The sequence below is a fragment of the Pantoea sp. EKM21T genome, from assembly GCF_011800405.1.
GTDB classification, from domain to species: Bacteria; Pseudomonadota; Gammaproteobacteria; order Enterobacterales; family Enterobacteriaceae; genus Pantoea; species Pantoea agglomerans.
On sequence record NZ_JAALFV010000004.1, the window covers coordinates 103,416 to 128,082 of the forward strand.

Genomic DNA, 24,667 nt, shown 5'->3' on the forward strand with positions numbered 1-24,667 from the left:
GGCATGAACAGGCGACATTATAATGACAACATCGCTAAATGCCATGTGATCCAGTCGATTAGCTGCGCGTCAGCTGCAGATATTTTTCTAAGTCGCTGTTCGCAAGCACTTCACAAAGCCCATCAGTCAGTGTGACCAGCCCCGATTCGTCGTCGCTGTCAAAGCGATTGTACGCCACGCTGTCGATGTCCAGCACCCCAACCACAGTGCCATTCACTTTCAGAGGAATCACAATCTCAGCATTGCTGGCAGCGTCACAGGCGATGTGGCCCGGGAAGGCATGCACATCATCTACGCGTTGCACTTTTTCTTCTGCCAGCGCCGTGCCACACACACCTTTACCGACCGGAATGCGCACACAGGCGATTTTGCCCTGGAACGGGCCCAGCACCAGCGTATCCGCTTCCGTCAGCAGGTAGAAACCTGCCCAGTTCACGCCATCGAGACGTTCGTACAGCAGCGCGCTAAAGTTTCCCATCGCGGCGAGGAACGCCGTTTCTCCCGCCAGTAAGGCGCGCATATCGCGATTCAAATCGGCGTAAAAGGCAGTTTTGTTCATTATTTAACCGTTACCAATGACATCTGAACGGGGCATTAAAGACCGTTCGTTAAAAATAAGTTTTAAATATCCAGAGCCACAAGGTGAATCATAGCGTTAGTTGCTATACCCTTAGCATTCTGTGGATCGAAGCGTGATGCCCGAGACAGGCACACAGACAATGTCTTTACGACCGATATCTGTTACTTCTGAAGAGCGAAGATTGCATCACCCTATGAAAATTCACGCTATCAGCCAGACATTGCCTCACGCACGTTATCAGCGTTGCCCGCAATGCGATACCCTTTTTTCCTTACCGGATGTGAAATCGCATCAGTCGGCACATTGCCCACGCTGTAACGCCGAAATTCTCAGTGGTCGCGACTGGCCGATGACCCGTCTTATGGCGATGGCCGCCACCATGATTGTGTTAATGCCCTTTGCTTTCTCCCTGCCGCTGGTAGATATCCGGCTGCTTGGCATGCGCATCAATGCCAGCGTACTGGAAGGCATCATCCAGATGACCCAGCAGGGTGATGTACTGACGGCCTCAATGGTGGCGTTCTGCACCATCGGCGCGCCGGTGACGCTGGTGGCGGGTATCTGTTATCTCGGTATCGGCCACCGGCTGGGCATGAACCTGCGTCCCGTGCTGCTGATGCTGGAGAAGCTGAAAGAGTGGGTGATGCTCGATATCTATCTGATCGGCATCGCCGTGGCGTCAATTAAAGTGCAGGACTATGCTTCGCTTGAGATTGGCTACGGGCTGGCGGCTTACGTCTCCCTCACGGTGCTGAGCGTGCTGACACTGATCCATCTGAATATGGAGCAGCTGTGGGAGCATTTCTACCCACAGACGCCTGGCAATATGGCCCGTGACGATATGCAGGTCTGCCTGAACTGTCACAACACCAGCATACCCGATGAACGGGGCCGCTGCCCGCGCTGCCATACGCCGCTCGACTTCCGACGCCGCCACAGCCTGCAGAAATCCTGGGCCGCGCTCATCGCATCAATTGTGCTGTTAATCCCCGCGAATCTGATGCCGATCTCCGTGGTCTACCTTAATGGCTCACGGCGTGAGGACACCATCTTCTCCGGTATCCTGGGTCTGGGCGAAGGCAATATTCCGGTGGCGGCGATTGTTTTTATCGCCAGTATTCTGGTGCCGTTTATCAAGGTGCTGGTGATGCTGACTCTGCTGCTCAGTATTCATTTTCGCTGTGAACAGGGGCTGAGAACCCGCATCCGGTTACTGCGGTTTGTCACCTGGGTTGGCCGCTGGTCAATGCTCGATCTGTTTGTCATTTCGTTAACCATGTCGCTGGTCAACCGTGATCAGCTGCTGGCTTTTACCATGGGACCGGCGGCGCTATTTTTTGGCGCGGCCGTCATCCTGACCATTATGTCTGTTGAGTGGCTGGACAGCCGCCTGCTCTGGGATGCACATGCAACAGGAAACGCCGACTACACCGACTAACGCAACGCTGCGCAATAAGCGCAAAATTTCGCCCTTCTGGCTGCTGCCGATTATTGCGATGCTGATCGCCTGCTGGCTGCTCTGGACCAATTATCAGGAGCGCGGCACCACCATCACCATCAATTTCCAGACGGCGGATGGTATCGTGCCGGGTCGCACCCCGATCCGCTATCAGGGCGTGGAAGTGGGCACCGTGCAGGGCATTAATCTCAGTGATGATTATCGCAGCATTCAGATTAAAGCCAGCATCAAGAGCGACATGCGCGATGCGCTGCGTGAAGATACGCAGTTCTGGCTGGTGACGCCTAAAGCCTCGCTGGCGGGTGTGTCGGGGCTGGATGCGCTGGTCGGTGGTAACTACATCGGGATGATGCCAGGTAAAGGTAAACCCAGCGAGTCGTTTACCGCGCTGGATACGCAGCCCAAATATCGGGTGAATACCGGCGAATTGATGATCCATCTGCATGCGCCCGATCTCGGCTCGCTCAACACCGGCTCGCTGGTCTATTACCGCAAAATTCCGGTTGGCCGGGTCTATGACTACAGCATTAACAGCAAATCCGATGGCGTGTCGATTGATGTGCTGATTGACCGTCGCTTTATCAATCTGGTGAAAACCAACAGCCGTTTCTGGAATGTGTCAGGCATGAATGCTGACGTCAGCCTGAGCGGGGCTAAAGTGCAGCTGGAGAGTCTGGCGGCGCTGGTCAATGGCGCGATCGCGTTTGACTCGCCACAGGGTGCGGAAACGGCCAAAGCTGAGCAGAATTACCGGCTCTACCCCGATCTGGCACATAGTCAGCGTGGCGTGCAGATCACACTGGATCTGCCTAACGGCAACAATCTCAAGGCGGGCAGCACTCCGCTGATGTATCAGGGACTGGAGGTCGGCACGCTGACCAAACTGAACCTGCAGGATGGCGGCAAGGTCACCGGCGAGCTGACGATCGATCCCTCTGTTGTCGGTCTGATGCGCAGCGGCACCCGCATTGAGATGCACAGTCCGAAAATCAGCCTGACGGATACCAGCCTCAGCGCGCTGCTGACCGGCAACACGCTGGAACTGGTGCCGGGCGAAGGCGAGCCGCAGCAGCACTACACCGTGCTGGCGTCCAATGAGACTCTGCTGCAGAAGCCCAATGTACTGACGGTAAAACTCAGCGCGCCAGAGAGCTATGGTATCGATCAGGGCCAGCCGCTGATGCTGCACGGCATGCAGATTGGTCAGGTGATGTCGCGTACGCTGGATGAAAATGGCGTGAATTTCGTGGTAGCGGTCAATCCTGAAAATCGCAATCTGGTGCATGGCGACAGCAAATTTATCGTTAACAGTCGGCTGGATGTGAAGTTCGGTCTTGATGGCATGCAGGTATTAGGTGCCAGCGCCCGTGAATGGGTGGATGGCGGTATCCGGCTGGATCCGGGCAAAAAGGGTGAGCCAAAAAGTGCTTACCCGCTGTTTGCGGATGCTGAAAAAGCGGAAGAAGGCATTACCGGCGATGGCCCTTCTACCACGCTGATGCTGACCGCCAACAGTCTGCCTGACGTGCAGGCCGGCTCTGTCGTGCTTTACCGCAAATTTCAGGTGGGTGAGATTGTCAAAGTCACGCCACGCGCTGACGCCTTTGATATTGCGGTACATATTCAGCCGGAGTATCGCAAGCTGCTGACCAGCGAAAGCGTGTTCTGGGCTGAGGGTGGCGCACGCGTCAGCCTTAACGGCAGCGGCCTGACGGTGCAGGCATCGCCGCTTAACCGCGCGCTGAAAGGCGCGATCAGTTTCGACAATATGAGTGGTGCGCAGTCGGCCAAAGGGGCCAAACGCGTCCTCTATCCGTCTGAAACCGCCGCCCGCGCGGTGGGTAGCCAGATTACGCTGCACACCTATGACGCCAGCAAGCTCTCTGCCGGGATGCCGATTCGTTACCTGGGTATTAATGTCGGCCAGGTGGAGTCACTGTCGTTAAGCAAAGATAACAATCAGGTGGTGGCGAAAGCGGTACTCTATCCGGAGTATGTGAACGATTTCGCCCGTCTCGGCAGCCGTTTCTCGGTGGTCTCACCGGAGATTTCCGCTACCGGCGTGAATCATCTGGAAACCCTGTTGCAGCCTTACGTCAACGTGGATCCAGGCAAAGGCGGCGCCGCGCGCACGTTTGAGCTGCAGGAGAGCACCATTACCGACTCCCGCTACCTTAATGGTCTGAACATTTATGTTGATGCCACTGAGGCCGGTTCACTGTCGCTGGGTACACCGGTGCTGTTCCGTGGTGTGGAAGTGGGTACCGTGACTGGCACCTCATTGGGTAATATGGCGGATCGTGTGCAGATCGCCCTGCGCATCAGTAAGAAGTACCAGCATCTGGTGCGTAATAACTCGGTGTTCTGGCTGGCATCCGGCTATAACCTGGACTTCGGTCTGGTGGGTGGCGTAGTGAAAACTGGAACCTTCCAGCAGTTTATTCGCGGTGGCATTCAGTTTGCGACGCCGCCGACGGTGCCGCTGGCGCCACAGGCGAATCCGGATAAACACTTCCTGTTGCAGGATGAAGCGCCGAAAGATTGGCGTAGCTGGGGAACGGCGATCCCGTCTCCGCGCTAAAGGCTATCTCAAACGGGCAGACTGTTCTGCCCTTTTAGGCGTTTAAAGTCAGCACCGGCTCAGGGATCATACGCCTTATTCACTCCCTCAAACGGGCAGCCTGGCTGCCCGTTTCCTTTCCTCATGATACACTGCCGCCTTTGCCTTAACTGGAATGTGCCCGTGTCAGATGCTTCTTCGCTTTTCCCCGCCGATTTTCTCTCGTTAATTCGCCAGAGCCTGCCCGATGAGGCGAGCCTCGCGCAATTTATTGCCTACAGTCAGCAACCCCTGCGCCGCAGTATTCGCGTCAATACCCTGAAGATCAGCGTGGCTGACTTTCTGAGTCAGACGGCTAATTATGACTGGCAGCTGACGCCGGTGCCGTGGTGCGAAGAGGGATTCTGGATCAGTCGGGAAGATGAGAGCCTGCCGCTGGGCAGCGTGGCTGAGCATCTCAGTGGCCTGTTCTACATTCAGGAGGCCAGCTCCATGCTGCCGGTCACTGCCCTGTTTGATGCTCAGCCAGAGGTCAGCGCCGTGATGGATATGGCGGCGGCACCGGGTTCTAAAACGACCCAGATTGCTGCGCGGATGGGCAATCAGGGCGTTATCCTGGCTAACGAATTCTCCTCCAGCCGGGTAAAAGTATTGCACGCCAATATCAGCCGCTGCGGCGTCAGCAACAGTGCCTTAACGCACTTTGACGCACGGGTCTTCGGGCCAGCCCTGCCGGAACAGTTCGACGCCATCCTGCTCGACGCTCCCTGCTCCGGCGAAGGGGTGATTCGCAAAGATGCTGATGCGCTGAAAAACTGGTCGCTGGCAAGTACGCATGAGATCGCCGCGACCCAGCGCGATCTGCTCGACAGTGCCTTCCACGCCCTCAAACCCGGCGGCACGCTGGTTTACTCCACCTGCACCCTGAATCAGATTGAGAATCAGCAGGTCATTGCCTGGCTGCTGGAGCGCTATCCGGACGCTGTTGAGGTTGTAGCGCTCGATGGGCTGTTTGAGGGTGCCGGACAGGCCGCGACGCCCGAGGGCTATCTGCATGTCTTCCCGCAGATGTTCGACAGCGAAGGCTTTTTCGTTGCGCGGCTGCGTAAAACCGCGTCGGTCGAGCCCTTACCGCTGCCGGGCTACAAAGTGGGTAAACTGCCCTTCTCCCACCTCAGCCGCAAGCTGGAAAGTGAGATAGCCCAGGCCGCCGCCGCTGTCTCTCTTAAATGGGATGCGTCGCTGGAGCTGTGGCAGCGTGATAAAGAGATCTGGCTGTTCCCGAAGGCCGTCACCCCGCTGCTGGGCAAAGTGCGGTTCTCGCGCATCGGCCTGAAGCTGGCAGAAACTTTTGCTAAAGGCTATCGCTGGCAGCATGAAGCGGTGATTGCGCTGGCAAAACCCGATGCGGCGCAGACTTTTGAGCTCACCGCAGCAGAGGCGGAAGAGTGGTATCGCGGCCGGGATATCTACCCGGAAACGGAACCCACCCGTAATGAGATGATTGTCACTTATCAGCAGCAGCCGCTGGGGCTGGCTAAAAAAGTCGGCAGCCGTATCAAGAACAGCTATCCGCGGGAGCTGGTGCGCGACGGACGCCTGTTCCGCTGAGTCACTTTATTTGCAGCATCGTCAGATGATTGCCAAACACTGCGCCGGTATCGATGTAGTGCAGATTGGCAATCGTCAGCGACCGTTTCAGCGGCGTGTGTCCGAAGTAAAAGGCGTCTGCGCCACGGATGCCCGCCCGTTCGCCTGACTCCATCGCCTCCAGCCGCTGACGGCTCCAGACCACCTGCTGCCAGTCGAGTGGCTTATTCAACGCATATTCCCGGGCCGGATAATCAGCATGAGCAATCACAATAATTCGCTCATCGAGCTGCAGATGGAGAATCAGCGGCAGCTCACGGCAACGCTGCAACGCGTGACGCGCCGCAATCAACGCTGCACCACGCAGCCGAAAGAACCAGTCGCCACCGTTCATCTGCCAGAGCGCCATTTCCTGCCCCTGTAGTGCTGAAAGCGCCATCTCCTCATGATTCCCCCGCACGCAGCGAAACCAGGGCTCCTCCAGCAGCGCCAGACAACCCAGGCTGTCGGGACCGCGATCGATGATATCCCCCACCGAAATCAGTAAGTCCTGCTGCAGGTCAAACTGATGCTGCTGCAATAGCGCATCCAGTTCGCGGCGGCAGCCATGCAGATCGCCGACCACCCAGATCCGTCGCCACGCTGCGCCATTCAGGGATTGGTAATACATCGCTGCACCCGGCCTTTGTCTGCTGAAAACATCTTCAGAGTATAGTCAGGGCTGACCCTGTAATGGCATGACGCGCTGGCAAGCAGAATGCAAAGGAGGCTGGCTGAAAGGGTGCAAGGGGTCGGGCGAAGCGATTAAAGAGAGATAAAAGGTACGTCCCTCCCGGCGCTTATCTCCGGCACTCAGTAAAGGTGGTAGCTCTGTCAGGGACGAAATACATCATAAAGCGATCAGGCGCGACAGGCTATTCTGCCCCCACCATATCTGTAGTCATTTGGGATCAGCTACGCATTTTAGCCGGATATTTCTGCAGTTTCTCTGCCGGACGCACCGGGCGGCGCACCAGCTCACCGCCGCAGTTGGGGCAAAGATGAGTGAGATGCTCAGCACAGTCAGCGCAGAACGTGCATTCAAACGAGCAGATGCGTGCCGACAGAGAAGATGGCGGCAGATCAACGTCGCAGCGTTCACAATTGGGGCGAAGTTCCAGCATGGTGTGACTCCTTAAAAAAGCGTTATGCGCCAGCTTCGCGGTTGCTGACCCCAATGTCGAGCCAGCAACCGGACAAGAGTGTGTCAGATCCGGACATCCTGCTTTAACGGTACAGCCAGCGGCGAGTGGCATCCTGCTTTGTCGCTGCTATTTGTGCCGCTGATCATCAGGAAGGTCATCGGGCAAATCCTCTTCGTCAGCTGTGTCATCGAACTCAGCACTCTCCTCTTCCGGCTCCTGACCGCCCATCGACGCATGAATCACCTCCTCTTCCAGCGTCGGGATCAGCGCGGCACCCAGTGGCGAGGTCGCCAGACTGTCAGGCATCACCACATGCGGCAACGGTACTTCGGTCGTCGGAAGCGGACCCGGCGCACGCACATAACTCAGTCCGCCAATCACCAGCGCACAGAGCATAAAGAAGAGATAGAGCATATTACTGCCCAGCGGCTGCATCAGCGCACCGACCACCAGCGGGCCGATACTGGCGCCAATACCAAACGCCATCAGCAGACAGGCGGTTAACGAGACACGACGATCGGCGGCGACCTGATCGTTGGCCAGCGCCACCTGCAATGGATAGAGCGCAAACTGCATCATGCTGGCGGCAAAGGCGATACCAATCATCCAGTGGAAGGTCAGATGCGGCAGCACCACCAGCGGCACGCAGGCCACGGCAAAGAGCATGGCAATAATGAATAACAGCCGCTGGCGGTCGTAGCGGTCAGAGAGCCAGCTTAGCGGAAACTGCGACACCAGCCCGGCAAAAATCGTGAGACTCATAAAATAACCGGTCTGGCTGGTGGTGAAGCCTTTACTGCTGCCATAAACCGGTGCCAGGCCATAGAACGCGCCAATGGCCATGCCGGTCACCAGGGTGGTGCCGAGCAGTTTGGGAATAGTGCGGATAAAATAGCCCAGCTCCATCGGCGCCGGTGTCATGGGCCGGACGTGAGTGCGGGTGGTCAGTGCAATCGGCACCAGACAGAGCGCGAAACAGAGCGCCACAATCAGCAGCGTGCTCACCCCAAACCCCGATTGCAGGCTCAGTATCACCTGTCCGCCACTGAGTCCAAGGTAGGTGGCGACCATATAGAGGCCGAAAATCATGCCGCGCTGGGAAGATTCCGCCTGATCGTTGAGCCAGCTCTCCAGCACCATGTACTGGCACATCATGCAGAGCCCGATAATCAGACGCAGAAAGACCCACAGCGGAATAAAGTCCGTCAGCCCGTGACCTACAACCGAGGCGGTAATGATCCCGGCACAGGCCACGTAGGCACGGATATGGCCGACGCGGGCAATCAGGTTGTGTCCCACTTTGCCGCCAATCACCAGCCCGATGTAGTTGGCCGCAATAATCGCGCCGATCAGCGCACCATTAACCTGCTCACTGGCCAGCCGTAACGAGACGTAGGTAGTCAGTAAACCGGAACCCAGCAGCATCAGAAGCGTAGTGGTATAGAGCGGCAGAAACGTACTGAATATTTTTCCCATATGACTCCCTGTCTACGCTTTTCAGGCATCAGGCCAGCAAAGCCCTAAAGATAGTCGATTTCGGCAGGTGAAGCGGTATTGTTCATGACGACGGTAGCGAAAAAAAAGCCCGCCAGCAATTGCTCACTGACGGGCCCTGATTTAAGCGCTTGGGAAGCTGATGTTGCTGCCCGGCGCTTCACGGTTGAGATGGATGAAGTTCAGGTGTCGCTCATACTGATCCAGTATGTCGATGATCACCTGCTCTTTGCTGTAATCCATTAAGTCGTTACCCTGACTGCCCTCCATCAGGAAGGTTTCCAGCCGGTAGTAGGTCGACTTACCGCTGCGGGCGCGATAGGTAAAGCCCGGAATCGAATATTGCTGCGGCCAGACCTGATAGATAAAGTCCTGCTCCTCGCCCAGATGGACGCGCAGATCCAGATAGCCAATCGGGTTGCTTTCATCCGCCTCAACGCTCTCCAGCGTGACCCGGCCATCCCGCAGCTCCAGCTCTTTCGCCACTTCCTGCATCGCCGGATAGATGGTTTTTTCCATCATCTGCTGGGTATAACGCGAGCCAGGGTAGTTCATCAGGCGCGACAGACGCTTCTTCCAGGTCAGGCGATCGGTCGCATGAGCCAGATAGGGCGCGGTGTCGCGCGTGGCGCTGGCCCGACGGTGATCTTCAATCTTCAGGGATTTAAACAGCCCCGCCATGACAAAGAAGATAACAAAGCTGAACGGCAGCCCCATGATCACCGTGGTGTTCTGCAAGGCAGTGATACCGTTGGTCATCAGCATGCTCAGGGTCAGCACCCCAATTGCCACAGACCAGAAGATACGCAGCCAGTTCGGTGCATCACTGTTGATGTCTTTCAGGCGCGAGGTGAAGTTACCCAGCACCAGCGAGCCGGAATCCGCCGAGGTGACGTAGAACAGCATACCGGTAATAGTCGCGACCGAGGCGCTGAGTTTAAACGCCGGATACTGCGCCAGCAGGCTGTAGAAGCCGCGCTCCGCATGGTTCATCACTTCCTGCGCAAACTCCGTATTGCCGTGGATGATCTGATACAGCGCGGCATTACCGAACACTGACAGCCACAACAGCGTAAAGGTGAACGGAATAATCAGCGTGCCCAGCACGAACTCACGGATGGTACGACCGCGTGAGATACGCGCCAGGAACAGGCCGACGAATGGCGACCAGGCCACCCACCACGCCCAGAAGAAGAGCGTCCAGCTGTTCATCCACTGGGTCGGACGATCAAAGGCAAAGGTATTGAGCGTCATGCCCATGAAGCGATTGATGTAATCCCCGACGTTCAGCACCAGCGCATTCAGCAGGAACTCGGTGTTGCCGAAGAACAGCACAAACAGAATCAGGCCCAGCGCCATCACCACGTTCAGCTCAGAGAGAATACGGATCCCTTTATCGACGCCCGACGTGACAGAAATGGTGGCGATCACCACGGAGAGGACAATCAGCGCGGCCTGCGCGGTCAGGCCTTCCGGGATATCAAACAGCACTTTGAGGCCATAGTTAAGCTGCACGACCCCGATGCCGAGCGTGGTGGCGATACCAAAGATGGTGCCGACCACAGCGGCGATATCCACGGTGTGGCCAATCGGGCCATAGATGCGTTTACCAAAGATGGGATAGAGCGCGGAACGGATGGTGAGCGGCAGGTTATAGCGATAGCTGAAGTAGCCTAGCGCGATGCCCATCAACGCATACATTGACCAGCCGGTCAATCCGTAGTGGAACAGCGTCCAGACCATCGCCTGGCGGGCCGCTTCCATCGTCTGCCCTGCTCCCTCCGGCGGCTGCATATACTGCGTCACCGGCTCGGCGACAGAGAAGAACATCAGGTCGATGCCGATGCCGGCGGCGAACAGCATGGCAGACCAGCTAAGGACGCTGAACTCGGGTTTGGAGTGCTCAGGCCCGAGCTTGATCGAACCAAAGCGTGAGCAGGCCATATACAACACAAAAACAATATAGAGCGTGGCAGCCAGCATGTAGTACCAGCCGAAGGTGGCGGAAACCCAGTTTACCGCCTTGAGGATCCAGCTCGCGGCCAGTTCACTATAGAGAATCGTCACAAGTGAAAACGTCAGAATCAATCCGGCAGAGGTATAAAATACAACGGGATTGAGTCTGTCTTTTTCACCGGCAGGTGGATTATTCATCGGTTACCTCTGGTTAATGTCCTGAAAATACGCAATGGATAAGTCTTGCCGTCCACGGCTTTCCGGCCGTGCGGCCCTGTTTCGTTCTGTCACTTCCTGTTAATCGCTCAGGCAAACCAGCCTATTTTAGCACTCATTGCCGTTTCGCTTTCGCTACACTTAAAGAACAGCATCCTAACAAAGTTTCTTTTTATATTGAACGTGCAATCAAAAAAAGTTTAAATAGGGGCTCGATTTGAGGGTGGAGCTGGAGCTATGCCAAAGGTAGGGATGCAGCCGATACGTCGTCGGCAACTGATTGATGCGACCCTGAGCACGATTAATGAAGTGGGGATTAATGATGCCACTATCGCCCAGATCGCCCGTCGGGCGGGGGTATCCACCGGCATCATCAGTCACTATTTCAAGGATAAGAACGGCTTACTGGAAGCCACGATGCGTGATGTGACGCGTCAACTGCGGGAGGCGGTACTGTCGCGGTTAGAACCGCTGGCCGGTGCCTCTGCAGAACAGCGGTTGTGTGCCATCGTTGAGGGTAATTTTGATGATACCCAGGTGCACACGGCAGTGATGAAAGCCTGGCTCGACTTCTGGTCGAGCAGCATGCATCAGCCCCAGCTTAATCGCCTGGAGCGGGTCAGCAGCCGGCGGCTCTACTCAACGCTGGTGGTCGAATTCCGGCGTGAACTGCCGCTGGAGAAGGCACGTCTGGCCGCACACGGGCTGGCTGCCCTGATAGATGGTCTGTGGCTGCGCGCCGCGCTGAGCGGTAAGCCATTTAATCCGGTCATCGCCCTCACACTGACCACCCAATTCATCCGTCAGCAACTGGCTGGCGAGCACGAATAACGGAAGGAGAAAACATGTCCCGATTCACCGAGCAGAAACTCTACATTGATGGCGCTTATGTTGCCGCAACGTCTGGCGAAACGTTCCAGACGATTAACCCGGTCAACGGCGAAGTGCTGGCAGAGGTTCATGCCGCCGGCCAGGAAGATGTCAATCGCGCCGTTGCTGCCGCCAGAAAAGGCCAGAAAGTCTGGGCCGCGATGACCGCCATGGAGCGCTCGCGCATCCTGCGTCGCGCCGTCGATATTCTGCGTGAGCGTAATGATGAGCTGGCAGAGCTGGAAATGCTCGATACCGGTAAGCCTTACAGCGAAACCTCAGCGGTCGATATTGTCACCGGCGCAGACGTACTGGAGTATTACGCCGGTCTGGTTCCGGCGCTGGAAGGTCAGCAGATCCCACTACGTGAAACCTCCTTTGTTTACACCCGCCGCGAACCGCTGGGCGTGGTAGCCGGTATCGGTGCCTGGAACTACCCGATTCAGATCGCCCTGTGGAAATCCGCGCCCGCGCTGGCAGCGGGTAACGCGATGATTTTCAAACCGAGTGAGATGACCCCGCTCACTGCCCTGAAGCTGGCGGAAATTTACACCGAAGCGGGCCTGCCGGATGGCGTATTCAACGTGCTGCCGGGCATCGGTTCGGTCACCGGTCAGTTGCTCACTGAGCATCCTGGCATCGACAAAGTCTCCTTTACCGGTGGCGTCGTCAGCGGCAAAAAAGTGATGGCCAATGCAGCAGGTTCAACGCTGAAAGAGGTCACCATGGAACTGGGCGGTAAATCACCGCTGATCATCTTTGATGATGCCGATCTCGATCTGGCCGCCGACATCGCCATGATGGCGAACTTCTACAGCTCCGGTCAGGTCTGCACCAACGGCACCCGCGTCTTTATTCCTGCAAAACTGCAGGCCGCATTCGAGGCGAAAATCAGCGAACGCGTTGCCCGCATTCAGGCAGGCGATCTGCGTGACCCGGCGACCAACTTTGGTCCGCTGGTCAGCTTCAGCCATCGCGACAATGTGATGCGTTATATCGAATCCGGCATCGCTGAAGGCGCACGCGTACTGTGCGGCGGCAAACGTCTGACCGGTGGCGATTTCGACCAGGGTGCCTGGGTTGCACCAACCGTGTTCACCGACTGCCGTGATGAGATGAAGATTGTGCGTGAAGAGATCTTCGGACCGGTCATGTCGATCCTGAGCTACGAAAGTGAAGAAGAAGTGATCCGCCGCGCCAACGACACCGAATTTGGTCTGGCCGCCGGGCTGGTGACGCAGGATCTCAATAAGGCGCACCGCGTGATTCATCAGCTCGAAGCAGGAATCTGCTGGATTAATACCTGGGGCGAATCGGCCGCAGAGATGCCAGTGGGGGGTTACAAGCACTCCGGCATTGGCCGTGAGAATGGCCTGATGACGCTGCAGAGCTACACCCAGGTGAAGTCCGTGCAGGTTGAGCTGACGCGTTTTCAGTCAGTCTTTTAATCACTTAACCTGAGGAACGATGAATGGAATTTGATTACATTATTATTGGAGCCGGATCCGCAGGAAACGTTCTGGCTACCCGTCTGACCGAAGAGAGCAACGTGAGCGTCCTGTTGCTGGAAGCGGGCGGCCCGGATTACCGCTTTGATTTTCGCACCCAGATGCCTGCGGCCCTCGCCTTCCCGTTACAGGGCAAACGCTATAACTGGGCTTATGAAACCGAGCCTGAGCCTTACATGAACAATCGCCGCATGGAGTGTGGTCGCGGCAAAGGTCTGGGCGGTTCATCACTGATTAACGGCATGTGTTATATCCGCGGCAACGCGATGGATCTCGATAACTGGGCCAGCGAACCTGGACTGGAGAACTGGAGCTATCTGGACTGCCTGCCCTACTACCGTAAAGCGGAAACCCGCGATATCGGCCCGAACGATTTCCACGGCGGCGACGGCCCGGTGTGTGTTGCGACGCCTAAAGCGGGCAATAACGTGCTGTTTGAAGCGATGATTGAGGCGGGCGTGCAGGCAGGTTATCCGCGCACTGACGACCTTAATGGCTATCAGCAGGAAGGTTTCGGTCCGATGGATCGTACCGTCACACCAAATGGTCGTCGCTCCAGCACCGCGCGTGGCTATCTCGATATGGCCAAAGGCCGCGCCAACCTGAAGATCATCACGCATGCCACCACCGATCGCATCATCTTCGATGGCAAGCGTGCAGTCGGCGTGGAGTACCTGCAGGGCGACAGCAACACCATCAACAAAGTGACCGCGCGCCGTGAAGTGCTGCTGTGTGCCGGCGCTATCGCCTCGCCGCAGATCCTGCAGCGTTCTGGCGTGGGTTCTCCTGAGCTGCTGAAACAGTTCGACATCCCGCTGGTTCACGACCTGCCGGGCGTGGGTGAAAACCTGCAGGACCATCTGGAGATGTATCTTCAGTATGAGTGTAAAGAACCGGTCTCAATCTATCCGGCTCTGAAGTGGTGGAATCAGCCGAAAATCGGTGCGGAGTGGATGTTTAACGGCACCGGTATTGGTGCCAGCAACCAGTTTGAAGCGGGTGGCTTTATCCGCAGCCGCGAAGAGTTCAGCTGGCCGAACATTCAGTATCACTTCCTGCCGGTGGCGATTAACTACAACGGTTCCAACGCGGTTGATGCCCACGGCTTCCAGTGTCACGTTGGCTCGATGCGTTCTCCAAGCCGCGGTCATGTACGCCTGAAGTCACGCGATCCGCGTCGTCATCCGGCCATTCTGTTTAACTACATGTCGCATGAGCAGGACTGGCATGAGTTCCGCGATGCGATTCGCATCACGCGCCAGATCATCAATCAGCCGGCGCTGGACAAGTACCGTGGCCGTGAAATCAGTCCGGGACTGGATTGCCAGACAGATGAGCAGCTGGATGAGTTCGTGCGTAACCACGGCGAAACCGCTTATCACCCGTGCGGCACCTGTAAGATGGGTAACGACCCGATGTCCGTCGTTGATGGCGAAGGTCGTGTGCATGGACTGGAAGGCTTACGCGTAGTGGATGCGTCGATTATGCCGCTGATCATCACCGGTAACCTGAACGCCACCACTATCATGATTGGCGAGAAGATTGCCGATAAGATTCGTGGACGCGATCCGTTGCCGCGCAGCACCGCCGCTTACTATGTTGCGGGTGATGCGCCCGTTCGCACGGTTCCGCAGCGCGCTGAATGATACGTGACAGCGTCACTTAATAATTGCCGGGCACTTCTGTTGCCCGGCTATTTTTTTCATTACGGTTTACCACACATCCTTTCCCACACGTCACCCTTTTCAAATCATCAAACCTTAACAGACATCAAACATAGCAGCATCTGCTGTTGATTTGGTGATGTGCAGAATGCTATAAATCCAGCGTCTATTTAACCGGAGGCACTATCCGTCCACTGATGAGAAGCAACAATGTGGATGTGTTGTAAATTTTATGAGCAGAATGTTCATGTCAAACCCCCTGCATTCCCCCTCTTGCCTTTCTGGCTGGAACGCCGCCGATCAGCACTGGCGTAACGCCCTGTAGTCCCCTCACCACTTCGAACTGTTCTGAGTCTGCCCGCACGTTGTGCGTTGTTGCAGGTCGTCATTTATCGTTGCTGGAGAGCACCCATGCGCGCCTGGGTTTTATTATCACTCGCTATTGTTACTGAAATTATTGGTACCCTTTTTATGAAATGGTCCAGCCTCAATGGCAGCCATTCCGGCTACCTGATGATGCTGGGCATGATTGCCTGTTCTTATATTCTGCTGAGTTTCGCCATTAAACGTATCGCCCTGGGCGTGGCTTATGCGCTGTGGGAAGGTATCGGCATCATGCTGATTACGTTATTCAGCGTGCAGCTGTTTGGTGAAACGCTGTCAGCGCTGAAAATCTGTGGGCTGGTGACGCTGATCGTCGGAATTGTGTTGATCAAAACCGGCACCCAATCATCAGCGGAGGTTAATCATGCTCATCGCTGATCTTGTTCATGCGTCCTGGCTGGCGCTGGCTATCGTGCTGGAGATTGCCGCTAACATATTCCTTAAATATTCTGATGGGTTTAAGAAACCGCTGTACGGTCTGCTTTCCCTTTGCTGTGTCCTGCTCGCATTCAGCGCACTCGCTCAGGCGGTCAAAGGTATCGATCTCTCGATCGCCTATGCGGTCTGGGGCGGTTTTGGGATTATCGCTACTGTCGCGGCCGGATGGGTGTTGTTTGGCCAGCGGCTGAACCGCAAAGGCTGGGCCGGCCTGACCCTGTTGCTGGCCGGTATGATCCTGTTAAAACTGGCCTGATCGGCCCTCTCAATCAGTGCTATTGATTAAGGGTGTGCCGCTGCACGCCCTTAACTTCCTGTGCTTTCCCGCCCTGTTTCGGTTGATTTTTCACTCCTATCTGTGCTCGGAATCTTCTTACTTTTGTAAAGGCCCGTTTACATATCTGTTGCCTTGAGGCTTAGTGAGCGCCGAAGGTCGGATAAAAACGAGGAATAGTTATGTCTGCAACACGAGGTTGGTCTACGGAGCTGGAGGGATTACGCGGCATCGCTTCTCTCTGGGTATTAGTTGGCCATATCAGCTTACTGGTTCATTGCCACATCACGCTTATTTCATCCCCTGGCATCGGGGTCGATCTGTTTATTCTGTTATCGGGTTATCTGATGGCGAAAAACTACGTCGAGCGTCAGCAGAAAGAGCCGTGGCAGAGCACAGAGACCATCAAGAAGTTCTGGATCCGGCGCTTCTTCCGCATCGCCCCGCTCTACTATCTGCTGTTAATCATCGCCCTGATTTATGGCCCGTGGTTTGGCGAGATGCGTGACACCATTGCTCATTTCTATTCCGGCACCGCCACTGAGTCGTCGCGTTACAACGACCAGTCGCTGGCAAACATCCTGACCCACTTCAGTTTCCTGTTCGGCCTGCTGCCCGAATATGGTTTTAATACCGTGCTGCCTGACTGGAGCATCGGGCTGGAGATGCAGTTCTATCTGCTGTTCCCGTTCATCATGCTGGTGACGCTGCGCTTTGGTTATGCCGCATCGCTGATTGGCATCATGGCGCTCTGCTGCGCTGGCCGATATGTGCTGGCAGATTATTATGAGGCGTTTGAGATGCCTTCAATGATCCTGATAAAGCTTAATATGTTCCTGTCGGGCATGCTGCTGGCCGAGGCGATCCGCCGTAAATCCCTGCTCTACGTCGCCTTTGCGCTGCTCGGCCCGGTCGCCAGCGTGGCGATGGGCCTGGGTGCGATTAAGCTGCAGGTGATTATGGAGGCGCTGATGATCGTCGGTATGACGGCGATTCTGTGGCAATACCCGCAGGGCAGCCTGATGGCAACGCTGATTGCTCTGCCGCGTAAGCTGCTGAACAACCGTCTCAGCACCTGGCTGGGCGACGTGTCGTTTTCGGTCTACCTGCTGCATCTGCTGATTGTAATCCCGCTGATCGCACTGCTGCTCAATCACACCGACATCGAGTTTAAGAGCGACATGATGCGTTTCCTGATTGTCTGCGTCTCTGCCATCCCGGTGACCTATGCGCTGGCCTCTTTACTCTATAAGTATGTTGAGAAGCCCGGCATTCAGATTGGTAAGCGCGTGCTTAAGCCGAAGCTGGCCGATCAGACCAGCTGAGTTTTTAACGCAGGCCATCCCTTTCTTAAAAGCCCCCGACTTCGGGGCTTTTTTTTGCCAGGAAAAGCGCAATTGGCTGTGATAACGAGCCTGCTCAGGCATTGATTAAGCCCGTCGCCAGCACACCCGCTGAGGTGAACTACACTTTGCCGGTTAGCAATCTGACTCAGAGGAGAGAACATGAGTATTCAGCATCTGCTGCTATCCACCGACGGTGGCGCAGTGATCATTGAAGCAGAACAACTCGAAAGTGAGCTGGTTATCCCGCCCCACCTGCAGACCCTGACCGGCGGTGAAGCTGACAGCGATACCGGCCATCGGGTGGCGGTAACAAAGCACTACTGCAAGGGACGCTACTATGCGGTTGCACTTGATCGTCATGCGGCCAGTAATGAAATTGACGACGTGATCGACCTGCTGCATCCGGCCCCGCTCGATTAGTCTTTGTCAGACCGAACCCGTACATGTTCCGCTGAACTGCTGGCGGGAAAGCTCATTATTGCCGGTGTGCGGCATTTACCTATTCAGAAGAGGATAAGCATTATGCAAAAGAAGAAGTGGTTTGTTTCTTACGTGATTAAGCCCAAAGGTGAAAATCATGTCACGACTCACGCCTTTATCGAGGGCGACGATGTCGAGGAGGCGCTGGAAGCCTTTATGTTCGAAACCAAAAAAAACCTGTCGCTGGAAACCGAAGAGCTGACTCTGCTTTCGGTGAGCCTGGTGTAGACTCTGATTAACCTCGCGATTGCGGGGTTTTTTATGTCCTGTATCAGGATCGGTTATCTATTTATATTATTTATAATTTCCCTGGTGCGGCACTCAATTACTTACTGGGATACGGCCAGGCGTGATCAACGCCAGTTGATGAAAGCAGACCGGTAACCGCCAGATACGCCAGTATCAGGACAAACAGCACAATCGCTGCAATTTCAATGGATTTGAGTAAGTGATGCTTAGCCATAAATAACCCTCCTTCAGATGTGTGTAATCAGACTTCACCCCATAAACTATAATGTTACCGGTAAAGTTCAAGTGAAAATCACATCATGAAACATAAAGCCGCGCTTATTAATGCTTTAACGGAATGTGCGCTTACGCATTCAGAGGAAGGGAACTGGCCTTACAGGCATAAAAAAGCCCGCACGGCGCGGGCTTCTGCGATTATCAGCACGGATTATTCAGCAGACTGACCGCTAAAGTCGATTACCATCCTGCCGCGGATCTTGCCCTGAATCATCTCATCGAAGATGGCATTGACCTCACCAATCTTCCTTTTGGTCACCTTCGGCACCACCTTCCCTTCTGCCGCAAACTGGAAAGCTTCCGCCAGATCGTTACGCGTCCCGACCAGCGATCCTACTACCTGAATGCCATCGAGCACCAGACGTGGAATATTCAGGCTCATCGCTTCCGGCGGCAGTCCGACAGCCACCACCCGACCACCGGCCCTGACCGCATCGACAGCAGAGTTAAACGCTGCTTTGGCAACCGCCGTTACCACAGCCGCATGCGCCCCACCGGTTTGCTCCTGAATAAAGCGAGCCGCATCTTCGCTGGCCGAGTTTACGACCAGGTCGGCACCCATCTCTTTCGCCAGTGCCAGTTGCCCATCGCTCACATCAACCGCGATCACTTTGGCGTTAAAGACGTTTTTCGCATATTGCAGAGCGAGGTTTCCCAGCCCGCCCAGACCGTAAATCGCCAGCCACTGACCCGGTTTTACCTCGGACACTTTCACCGCTTTATAGGTGGTGACACCGGCGCAGGTGACACTACTGGCGGCGTAAGGATCAAGCCCGTCGGGGACTTTCACCGAATAGTCTGCAACGACGATACACTCTTCAGCCATGCCGCCATCGACGGTATAACCGGCATTGACGACCTCTCTGCAGAGCGTTTCGTTACCGGAGTTGCAGTATTGACAGTGCCCGCAGCCCTTAAAGAACCATGCCACGCTGGCACGATCGCCAGGCTTAAGTGAGGTCACATCTGGCGCGACTTCCTCAACAATACCGATACCTTCATGACCCAGCGTCACGCCGGTTTTATCACCGAAATCCCCGTTCTTCACATGCAGATCGGTATGGCATACGCCACAGCATTCCATCCTGAGCCGTGCTTCGCCCGTTTTGAGAGGACGCAGCGTCTTCTCAACCACTTCAACCTTGTGTTCACTGTTAGCAATTGCCGCTTTCATAAACGATGCTCCTTTTGATTGAAGCTTTAAGGATAAGCCAAACCGCGGTGATGACAAGATGACAGGTAAGCTTTGGGTGCGAGGCTGGCAGGGTTGTTTCTGTTGTTGCAGAGTGGAGTGGGTTTTTGGGATGGAGACCGGGCACCTTAAGCTAATAGGGTTATTTTGCGTTCGCTTTTCAACCCAAATTTTAAGCTCACTAATATGTCAGGATTTTATCAACACCATCGGTTAAATTTAATATACACATAAGAAACTACAATAACCCATGCAAAACTAAGAAGTGCTGCATACTGCGGAACAAAGCAGATGAAGATATACACGCCAGCCACAATAACTGCAGAAGGAACTAAATAGAAAAATGACTGAATCAGCCATAAAATATCACGCTTCATTTATTCAGAATCCCATATAGAGCATCAGAAATTTTCCCTTCGCTGTTAAACATAGCCTGCACCCAATATTTTTTGATGTTTACCTTCAATTTCAAGAACCTATATGAATTAAAGATTTCATAAGTAAACATCCTGTAATGCAGCCATAGAGCACCCCATAACTTATATTTACTTTTTTCACAAATCAACCTATTGGTTTCACAATAACTAAATATCTGTTATGAGGCGCGTTGACCTTTATATATTGACAGACTCTTTGCTTTTTCTTCTCGCTGGCAAAACCTGCCATAGTAGCAATGATGAGATGAACGTTAGTAAAACTGCATTCAAAGCATGCATCAAGTGATCCGCCATTGCGATGCTAGCTACTGTGGGCTGAGGAATAAGATGCATAGATCATGCTGCGTCAACGACCCGAGCGTGCGCATCGTGATCGTTTGATACCAGCGGAGCGACAACTATGGCTTTGAGAGTCGCAAAATGCATCAGATAGCGCCAGCCAGCATCTGGCAGTGACCGGAATTGATGTGATACAGTTTTGACCATTACAGTACCCATTTAAGGGAATGGTATGGATACAACGGAGCAGTTAAACGGAACTTACTTCTATGGCGGACTTACTAACCTTTCTGCAGGAGAGCTTTATTTCTGGATAATGATTGATGTGACTGCAGAGCACTTCAGCGGTAAAAAGGATATCATCGCTCTGGTTGCGATTTACTCGGGGCAAAATACGATTGACGTATCCGGTAAGCTAAACGGAGCATGGAAAGGCACCTCTTATGCTTCGGTCTATTCTCGAAAGCTGTTACGGGATTACCGTCTTCCATTCAGATTACCTACGTGGATACAGAACCCTAAAAACCCTCTTCAAATTAAAATGTTAATGACTCACAAGCTGGGGACGTTCGTCGGTCGTACAATCCCGGTTTTAGGCTGGGTAATTATGGCCGCTGATGTGGCAGAAATTGGCTGGAAAACTACGGCAAAATATAACCTTCTTGCTCATAAGGAAGACAAGATATGGTAAACGAGGATATAGAGAAAGCTGTATTTGCGCTGGTTGAAGATTATAACGGCAGAAGTTTGTTTACGTTAAGACGTTATAAGCTTGAGCGGGATACCGATCTGAACAATGACTTTCGCATGGATCCTCTTGACGCGTATGAATTGCTAGAGCGGTATGCTGAAACATTTGGCATTAATCCTAGTACTATCACGTTTGCCGAATATTTCCCGGAAGATTTCACCGCGCCGCACGATCCGCTGACTATTCGTCTGTTAATTGAGTCTGCACAGGCCGGACGCTGGTTGGGTAAATAATTAACGCCTGCTAATGCAGGCGCCTATCTCTTCTGTTTGTTGCGGCCTCTTCCAGAGGACAAGAGTGGATCGCGATAATCTCTTACCCTCTCCAGTAATTCATCTTCTTCAGGCGTTCTGGAGTAGTTTGTGAACTTTACACACAAAAAAAGACCGAATACTATTATTTAACTTTAAAATCAATAATTTAAATGCGTGAATGGCGAGTAATTGGCTTAACCAGAACTGCGATGGCAAGAGCAACTCACCATCGCATAGGTTTAATTATTTTTAATCGTAGGTTTTCCTATATCAAGAGCTTTAGAAATCCCCGAATGAATTATGTAGTTACACCCTTTCTTTATCCTTGGCATAACATTCATTGTATTTCTTTCTCTGTATGACCAATGATAAAAACTGTTCCCATTACGATCTGTTTGTTCTTTATAACCTATTACATTAACATCGTACCAAAACTGAAGGAATGAGTCGTAATCTTGAAGTATTGATATTTTTTCCCTTACACTTTGATCTAACCTGTTGATAAAAATATTAAATGCGTCTTCAAACTCTTTTTCACTAAAATTACCTTTACCATCAAAGTGTTGAAAAAATGATATTAGCATATCAAACTGTGCATTAGAGATATAGTAATTTGCATAATTCTTTACTTCTCCTAAAAGATATTGAGAGTATATTTTAGTAAACTCCGGGCTATTAATGTCGTTAGGATAAAAAAGAAGATTTTGATTGACGTTATTTCTCTTATGGATACTTATAAGTATTTTTATTGCAGAGAAGATATCCCTTGGACGCTGGTAGGAGTTTCTTAACAGTCGTTTGTATGTTTTGTATCTAGTGTTAGTGTTATTGTCATTGAAATAAAATTCCCAACCATAGTTCCCGCCATTTTGAGAGCTAAAATACTTATCAGACATTTTATACAAATCAGATGATTTGTAACTCACGTTTGATGTACTCCAATCAAACACAACAGAATTATCGCTTAACTTACAATTCGAATTGTGAAGGTTTAAAGAATCAAATACATCAGGACGAAGCAATAACACTACGCGAGGCTTATGAGTAGAGTGGGTTAGTTTTGTAAAAAAATCTTTATTTAAACTCCATGACGCCTCAGCTAAACCCGCAATACACTTCTGGTATTCATTAAATTCCACCTCGCCTGGTTTTGCATCAATACCATCTAAAAAGAGAACCATTTGATGGTTTAGTTTTAATTCAACCAAGCTCTCTTTTAAAGCTTTCTCACATTCTAATAACGAAGCTTTGATAGATGTCTGAGTGGTTTTGACTGAGTTCGTTTCACTAGATTCTAATGCGACTTTAAATACCTCAGGAACATCTGCAGACAGTTTGCCCCCTTCAGTTAAAGATGTTGCAAATTCAATAACATACTCCAAGTCAGGTATATGCGCACCTTTATCATAAGCTGTTATGGCAGCTTCCAGCTTGCTAAATTTTGTTGTTATTTTATGATACCAGCGCTTCCTCTTGCTAATTATCAACTTACACATTAAATAAAGTATTGTCGCGCGCCATATTAATGGATAATCAGTGTAAGCTAATTTACCTGACATTTTTAAGTTTATGAATCGAGTGTATTGAGCCTCTGATATAGGTAACAACTTAGCGTTTATACCTTTGGGCTCATCATTCTGAATGTGAAATGCAAGCGCTGTTTTTCCAGTGCCTTTTTCGCCGACAAAATAATAACAACTTGGATTGCAGGCCTTTTCAGAAAAGCTTGTAGCCAGATATGAATCTTTGAAAAAATCTTTTTTGTCTTCTGATGTATAGTCGATAGCATCAACAGAAGGAATAACTAGTTCGTTAATTTTTTTCATACAATTCCTTTTAGACTAAAAAATAATTCAACTATCGTATGAGATTGTCAAAGCAACTTTCCCCACACATTCAATATCTTCAACTCCACAAATAAAGTTATTACCTTTAGACATCACGCTTAATTTATGCTCAGGCAATAGAGCAATATCATATATATCATACCGATCATTAATGCCTACCAGCCATCGACCATTACTTATTGCTGTTATACTTAAATCAACAATCCAAGCCCCATTGCTGCTTGTTATGAACAAAGGTTCATCGGGTAGATAGTGAATAAAACTTAAATCGGCGAGCCAAGTTCCCGCATCCTTTAGTACACCCGCAGCCAACCTCTTATGAAAAATATATTCAGAAGATTTGGCTTTTTCACTACTACTCTTATACCCCTCCCTTCCCGTCGCAAGCCATCTTAGTGATACGCCCGTGTCAAGAGTACATGTCACAACAACATCGCCGGGGAAATAATTTCTCCGAATCCAGGTGCTGACAGTTCCAGACGAGATCCCTAGTAGATCACAAAGTTGTTTTTGGAGAGTAAAACCGTAGGCGTCCATGATGCGACGTAATACAGGTTTGCCGCCACTGGAAGTTATTTCGTTGTAAAGAGAGGCACCTTTAAAAATTCTGAATTCCCCTCAGAGTTTGCATTTGCAATGCTTCCCGACTACAAGCCAGCTAAGATTGCTCCCTGTATCTAAAGCACATTTCACGAAAGCGCTACCAGGTACGCTGTCCCGCTGTATCCAATTACTTACATTGACTGCAGGTATACCAAGGCATCCGGCTAAAGCTTTCTGAGTGGTAACGCCATATGCAGTACAGAGACGAGCAACAATTTCTAAAGCTGAGCCTTCGCTAAAATCCATAAACCACCACAAAAATAACAAATGTTGTTTACTGAATGTCATTTGTTGATCCAGGATGTAGCACACCACATGAAACACCGTAGAACAAAACGGCCATGAGGAGATACTGCGTTATGCATACTGAAAATGCAAACATCCAGAACGCATTTGACTTAGTGCAATCTCAAGATTTTATTGCCAATGTCGCAGTGATTTTGATGCCGTTCATCAGCGAAGCAGTGAACGACGCTGTAAACAAAGCCGTAACACTTGCAACCTCCCCAACAATGTCCAAACAAGACTTTGCTGCAGCCAACCGTATTAGCTTGTCGGTGCTGGAGAAATGGATTGCTAATGGGGTTGTGCTGCTCGCTTCTACCCCATCTTTCACCTACACGCAGAACCGCACCAATCGTAAGACCGGCGAAGTGGTAGAAACCACCATGACGAAACATGGCAATCCGCTTATCAATGTTGCTGCCTGGCGTGAGAAGAACCGCCAGCAAGCAATCAAATGCCGCTACATCAAACCATAACTTGATTTTGCAAGT

24 protein-coding genes are annotated in these 24,667 nt (G+C 52.5%); 14 read left to right on the plus strand and 10 right to left on the minus strand.

Features of this window, described 5'->3' with window-relative positions; genetic code table 11:
- Positions 1-58: 58 nt before the first annotated feature.
- The gene (locus HFD87_RS09320) at positions 59-559 is read right to left on the minus strand and encodes a GAF domain-containing protein (protein ID WP_010258773.1); all 501 of its coding nucleotides are present in this window, start codon (positions 557-559) and stop codon (positions 59-61) included.
- A gap of 214 nt (positions 560-773) precedes the next feature.
- Here HFD87_RS09320 and yebS point away from each other — a divergent pair, with 214 nt between their 5' ends.
- The 3 genes from yebS to rsmF all read left to right on the plus strand — a co-directional run bounded on the left by yebS (position 774) and on the right by rsmF (position 6,210).
- Positions 774-2,018, plus strand: coding sequence for a membrane integrity lipid transport subunit YebS (gene yebS, locus HFD87_RS09325; protein ID WP_167423286.1), 1,245 nt, complete (start codon positions 774-776; stop codon positions 2,016-2,018).
- The gene (locus tag HFD87_RS09330) at positions 1,987-4,620 is read left to right on the plus strand and encodes a PqiB family protein (RefSeq protein ID WP_045139900.1); all 2,634 of its coding nucleotides are present in this window, start codon (positions 1,987-1,989) and stop codon (positions 4,618-4,620) included. Before yebS ends, HFD87_RS09330 begins: the two co-directional genes overlap by 32 nt.
- A gap of 162 nt (positions 4,621-4,782) precedes the next feature.
- Positions 4,783-6,210, plus strand: a complete 1,428-nt coding sequence (gene rsmF / locus HFD87_RS09335) for a 16S rRNA (cytosine(1407)-C(5))-methyltransferase RsmF (protein ID WP_197904521.1) — start codon at positions 4,783-4,785, stop codon at positions 6,208-6,210.
- A 1-nt stretch (position 6,211) separates the two neighbouring features.
- On the opposite strand, the gene HFD87_RS09340 is transcribed toward rsmF, so the two are convergent.
- From HFD87_RS09340 to HFD87_RS09355, 4 genes are all read right to left on the minus strand, one after another.
- Positions 6,212-6,859, minus strand: coding sequence for a metallophosphoesterase (locus HFD87_RS09340; protein WP_132499947.1), 648 nt, complete (start codon positions 6,857-6,859; stop codon positions 6,212-6,214).
- Positions 6,860-7,139: 280 nt separating this feature from the next.
- On the minus strand, positions 7,140-7,352 hold the full coding sequence (locus HFD87_RS09345; RefSeq protein WP_132499946.1) for a DUF1272 domain-containing protein: 213 nt from the start codon (positions 7,350-7,352) through the stop codon (positions 7,140-7,142).
- Positions 7,353-7,499: 147 nt separating this feature from the next.
- The gene (locus tag HFD87_RS09350; RefSeq protein ID WP_167423287.1) at positions 7,500-8,849 is read right to left on the minus strand and encodes an MFS transporter; all 1,350 of its coding nucleotides are present in this window, start codon (positions 8,847-8,849) and stop codon (positions 7,500-7,502) included.
- A 141-nt stretch (positions 8,850-8,990) separates the two neighbouring features.
- A complete protein-coding gene (locus HFD87_RS09355; protein WP_010258753.1) occupies positions 8,991-11,021 on the minus strand; it encodes a choline transporter in 2,031 nt (676 codons plus the stop codon).
- 255 nt (positions 11,022-11,276) lie between these two features.
- Between HFD87_RS09355 and betI the strand changes: the two genes are divergently transcribed.
- The 8 genes from betI (at position 11,277) to HFD87_RS09395 (ending at position 18,231) form a co-directional block, all read left to right on the plus strand.
- Positions 11,277-11,870 carry a transcriptional regulator BetI gene (gene betI, locus HFD87_RS09360; RefSeq protein ID WP_010258750.1) on the plus strand — a complete coding sequence of 198 codons (594 nt, stop codon included), beginning with the start codon at positions 11,277-11,279 and terminating at the stop codon, positions 11,868-11,870.
- A gap of 14 nt (positions 11,871-11,884) precedes the next feature.
- Entirely contained in the window at positions 11,885-13,357 is a 1,473-nt protein-coding gene (gene betB, locus HFD87_RS09365; protein WP_167423288.1) for a betaine-aldehyde dehydrogenase, read from the plus strand.
- Between the two features lie 23 nt (positions 13,358-13,380).
- Positions 13,381-15,063, plus strand: a complete 1,683-nt coding sequence (gene betA / locus HFD87_RS09370; protein ID WP_010258743.1) for a choline dehydrogenase — start codon at positions 13,381-13,383, stop codon at positions 15,061-15,063.
- A gap of 429 nt (positions 15,064-15,492) precedes the next feature.
- Positions 15,493-15,843, plus strand: coding sequence for a multidrug/spermidine efflux SMR transporter subunit MdtJ (gene mdtJ / locus HFD87_RS09375; protein ID WP_010258741.1), 351 nt, complete (start codon positions 15,493-15,495; stop codon positions 15,841-15,843).
- The gene (gene mdtI, locus HFD87_RS09380) at positions 15,830-16,159 is read left to right on the plus strand and encodes a multidrug/spermidine efflux SMR transporter subunit MdtI (protein ID WP_010258739.1); all 330 of its coding nucleotides are present in this window, start codon (positions 15,830-15,832) and stop codon (positions 16,157-16,159) included. Before mdtJ ends, mdtI begins: the two co-directional genes overlap by 14 nt.
- Before the next feature lie 200 nt (positions 16,160-16,359).
- On the plus strand, positions 16,360-17,502 hold the full coding sequence (locus HFD87_RS09385; protein ID WP_010258734.1) for an acyltransferase: 1,143 nt from the start codon (positions 16,360-16,362) through the stop codon (positions 17,500-17,502).
- Between the two features lie 180 nt (positions 17,503-17,682).
- Complete coding sequence (locus tag HFD87_RS09390) at positions 17,683-17,943, plus strand: hypothetical protein (RefSeq protein ID WP_010258727.1); 261 nt, start codon at positions 17,683-17,685, stop codon at positions 17,941-17,943.
- A 102-nt stretch (positions 17,944-18,045) separates the two neighbouring features.
- Positions 18,046-18,231, plus strand: coding sequence for a hypothetical protein (locus HFD87_RS09395; protein ID WP_033779017.1), 186 nt, complete (start codon positions 18,046-18,048; stop codon positions 18,229-18,231).
- A gap of 97 nt (positions 18,232-18,328) precedes the next feature.
- On the opposite strand, the gene HFD87_RS09400 is transcribed toward HFD87_RS09395, so the two are convergent.
- The gene (locus HFD87_RS09400) at positions 18,329-18,466 is read right to left on the minus strand and encodes a hypothetical protein (RefSeq protein ID WP_010258717.1); all 138 of its coding nucleotides are present in this window, start codon (positions 18,464-18,466) and stop codon (positions 18,329-18,331) included.
- 213 nt (positions 18,467-18,679) lie between these two features.
- Positions 18,680-19,702 (minus strand): alcohol dehydrogenase AdhP, encoded by a 1,023-nt coding sequence (gene adhP, locus HFD87_RS09405; RefSeq protein WP_010258714.1) that lies wholly within the window; start codon positions 19,700-19,702, stop codon positions 18,680-18,682.
- A 966-nt stretch (positions 19,703-20,668) separates the two neighbouring features.
- Here adhP and HFD87_RS09410 point away from each other — a divergent pair.
- Entirely contained in the window at positions 20,669-21,127 is a 459-nt protein-coding gene (locus tag HFD87_RS09410) for an STM2901 family protein (protein WP_033771981.1), read from the plus strand.
- On the plus strand, positions 21,121-21,420 hold the full coding sequence (locus tag HFD87_RS09415; protein WP_045139896.1) for a DUF1493 family protein: 300 nt from the start codon (positions 21,121-21,123) through the stop codon (positions 21,418-21,420). Before HFD87_RS09410 ends, HFD87_RS09415 begins: the two co-directional genes overlap by 7 nt.
- Before the next feature lie 260 nt (positions 21,421-21,680).
- Here the strand turns inward: HFD87_RS09415 and HFD87_RS09420 are convergent, their stop codons facing one another.
- Genes HFD87_RS09420 through HFD87_RS23150 form a run of 3 tightly spaced genes read right to left on the minus strand, consistent with a single transcriptional unit; the run spans position 21,681 to position 24,179 of the window.
- On the minus strand, positions 21,681-23,267 hold the full coding sequence (locus tag HFD87_RS09420; protein WP_167423289.1) for a P-loop ATPase, Sll1717 family: 1,587 nt from the start codon (positions 23,265-23,267) through the stop codon (positions 21,681-21,683).
- 27 nt (positions 23,268-23,294) lie between these two features.
- Positions 23,295-23,894 carry a phage repressor protein CI gene (locus HFD87_RS09425; protein ID WP_371742432.1) on the minus strand — a complete coding sequence of 200 codons (600 nt, stop codon included), beginning with the start codon at positions 23,892-23,894 and terminating at the stop codon, positions 23,295-23,297.
- A 12-nt stretch (positions 23,895-23,906) separates the two neighbouring features.
- Positions 23,907-24,179 (minus strand): helix-turn-helix domain-containing protein, encoded by a 273-nt coding sequence (locus HFD87_RS23150; RefSeq protein ID WP_371742428.1) that lies wholly within the window; start codon positions 24,177-24,179, stop codon positions 23,907-23,909.
- Between the two features lie 71 nt (positions 24,180-24,250).
- Here HFD87_RS23150 and HFD87_RS09430 point away from each other — a divergent pair, with 71 nt between their 5' ends.
- Positions 24,251-24,652, plus strand: a complete 402-nt coding sequence (locus HFD87_RS09430; protein ID WP_167423290.1) for a hypothetical protein — start codon at positions 24,251-24,253, stop codon at positions 24,650-24,652.
- Positions 24,653-24,667 lie beyond the last annotated feature (15 nt).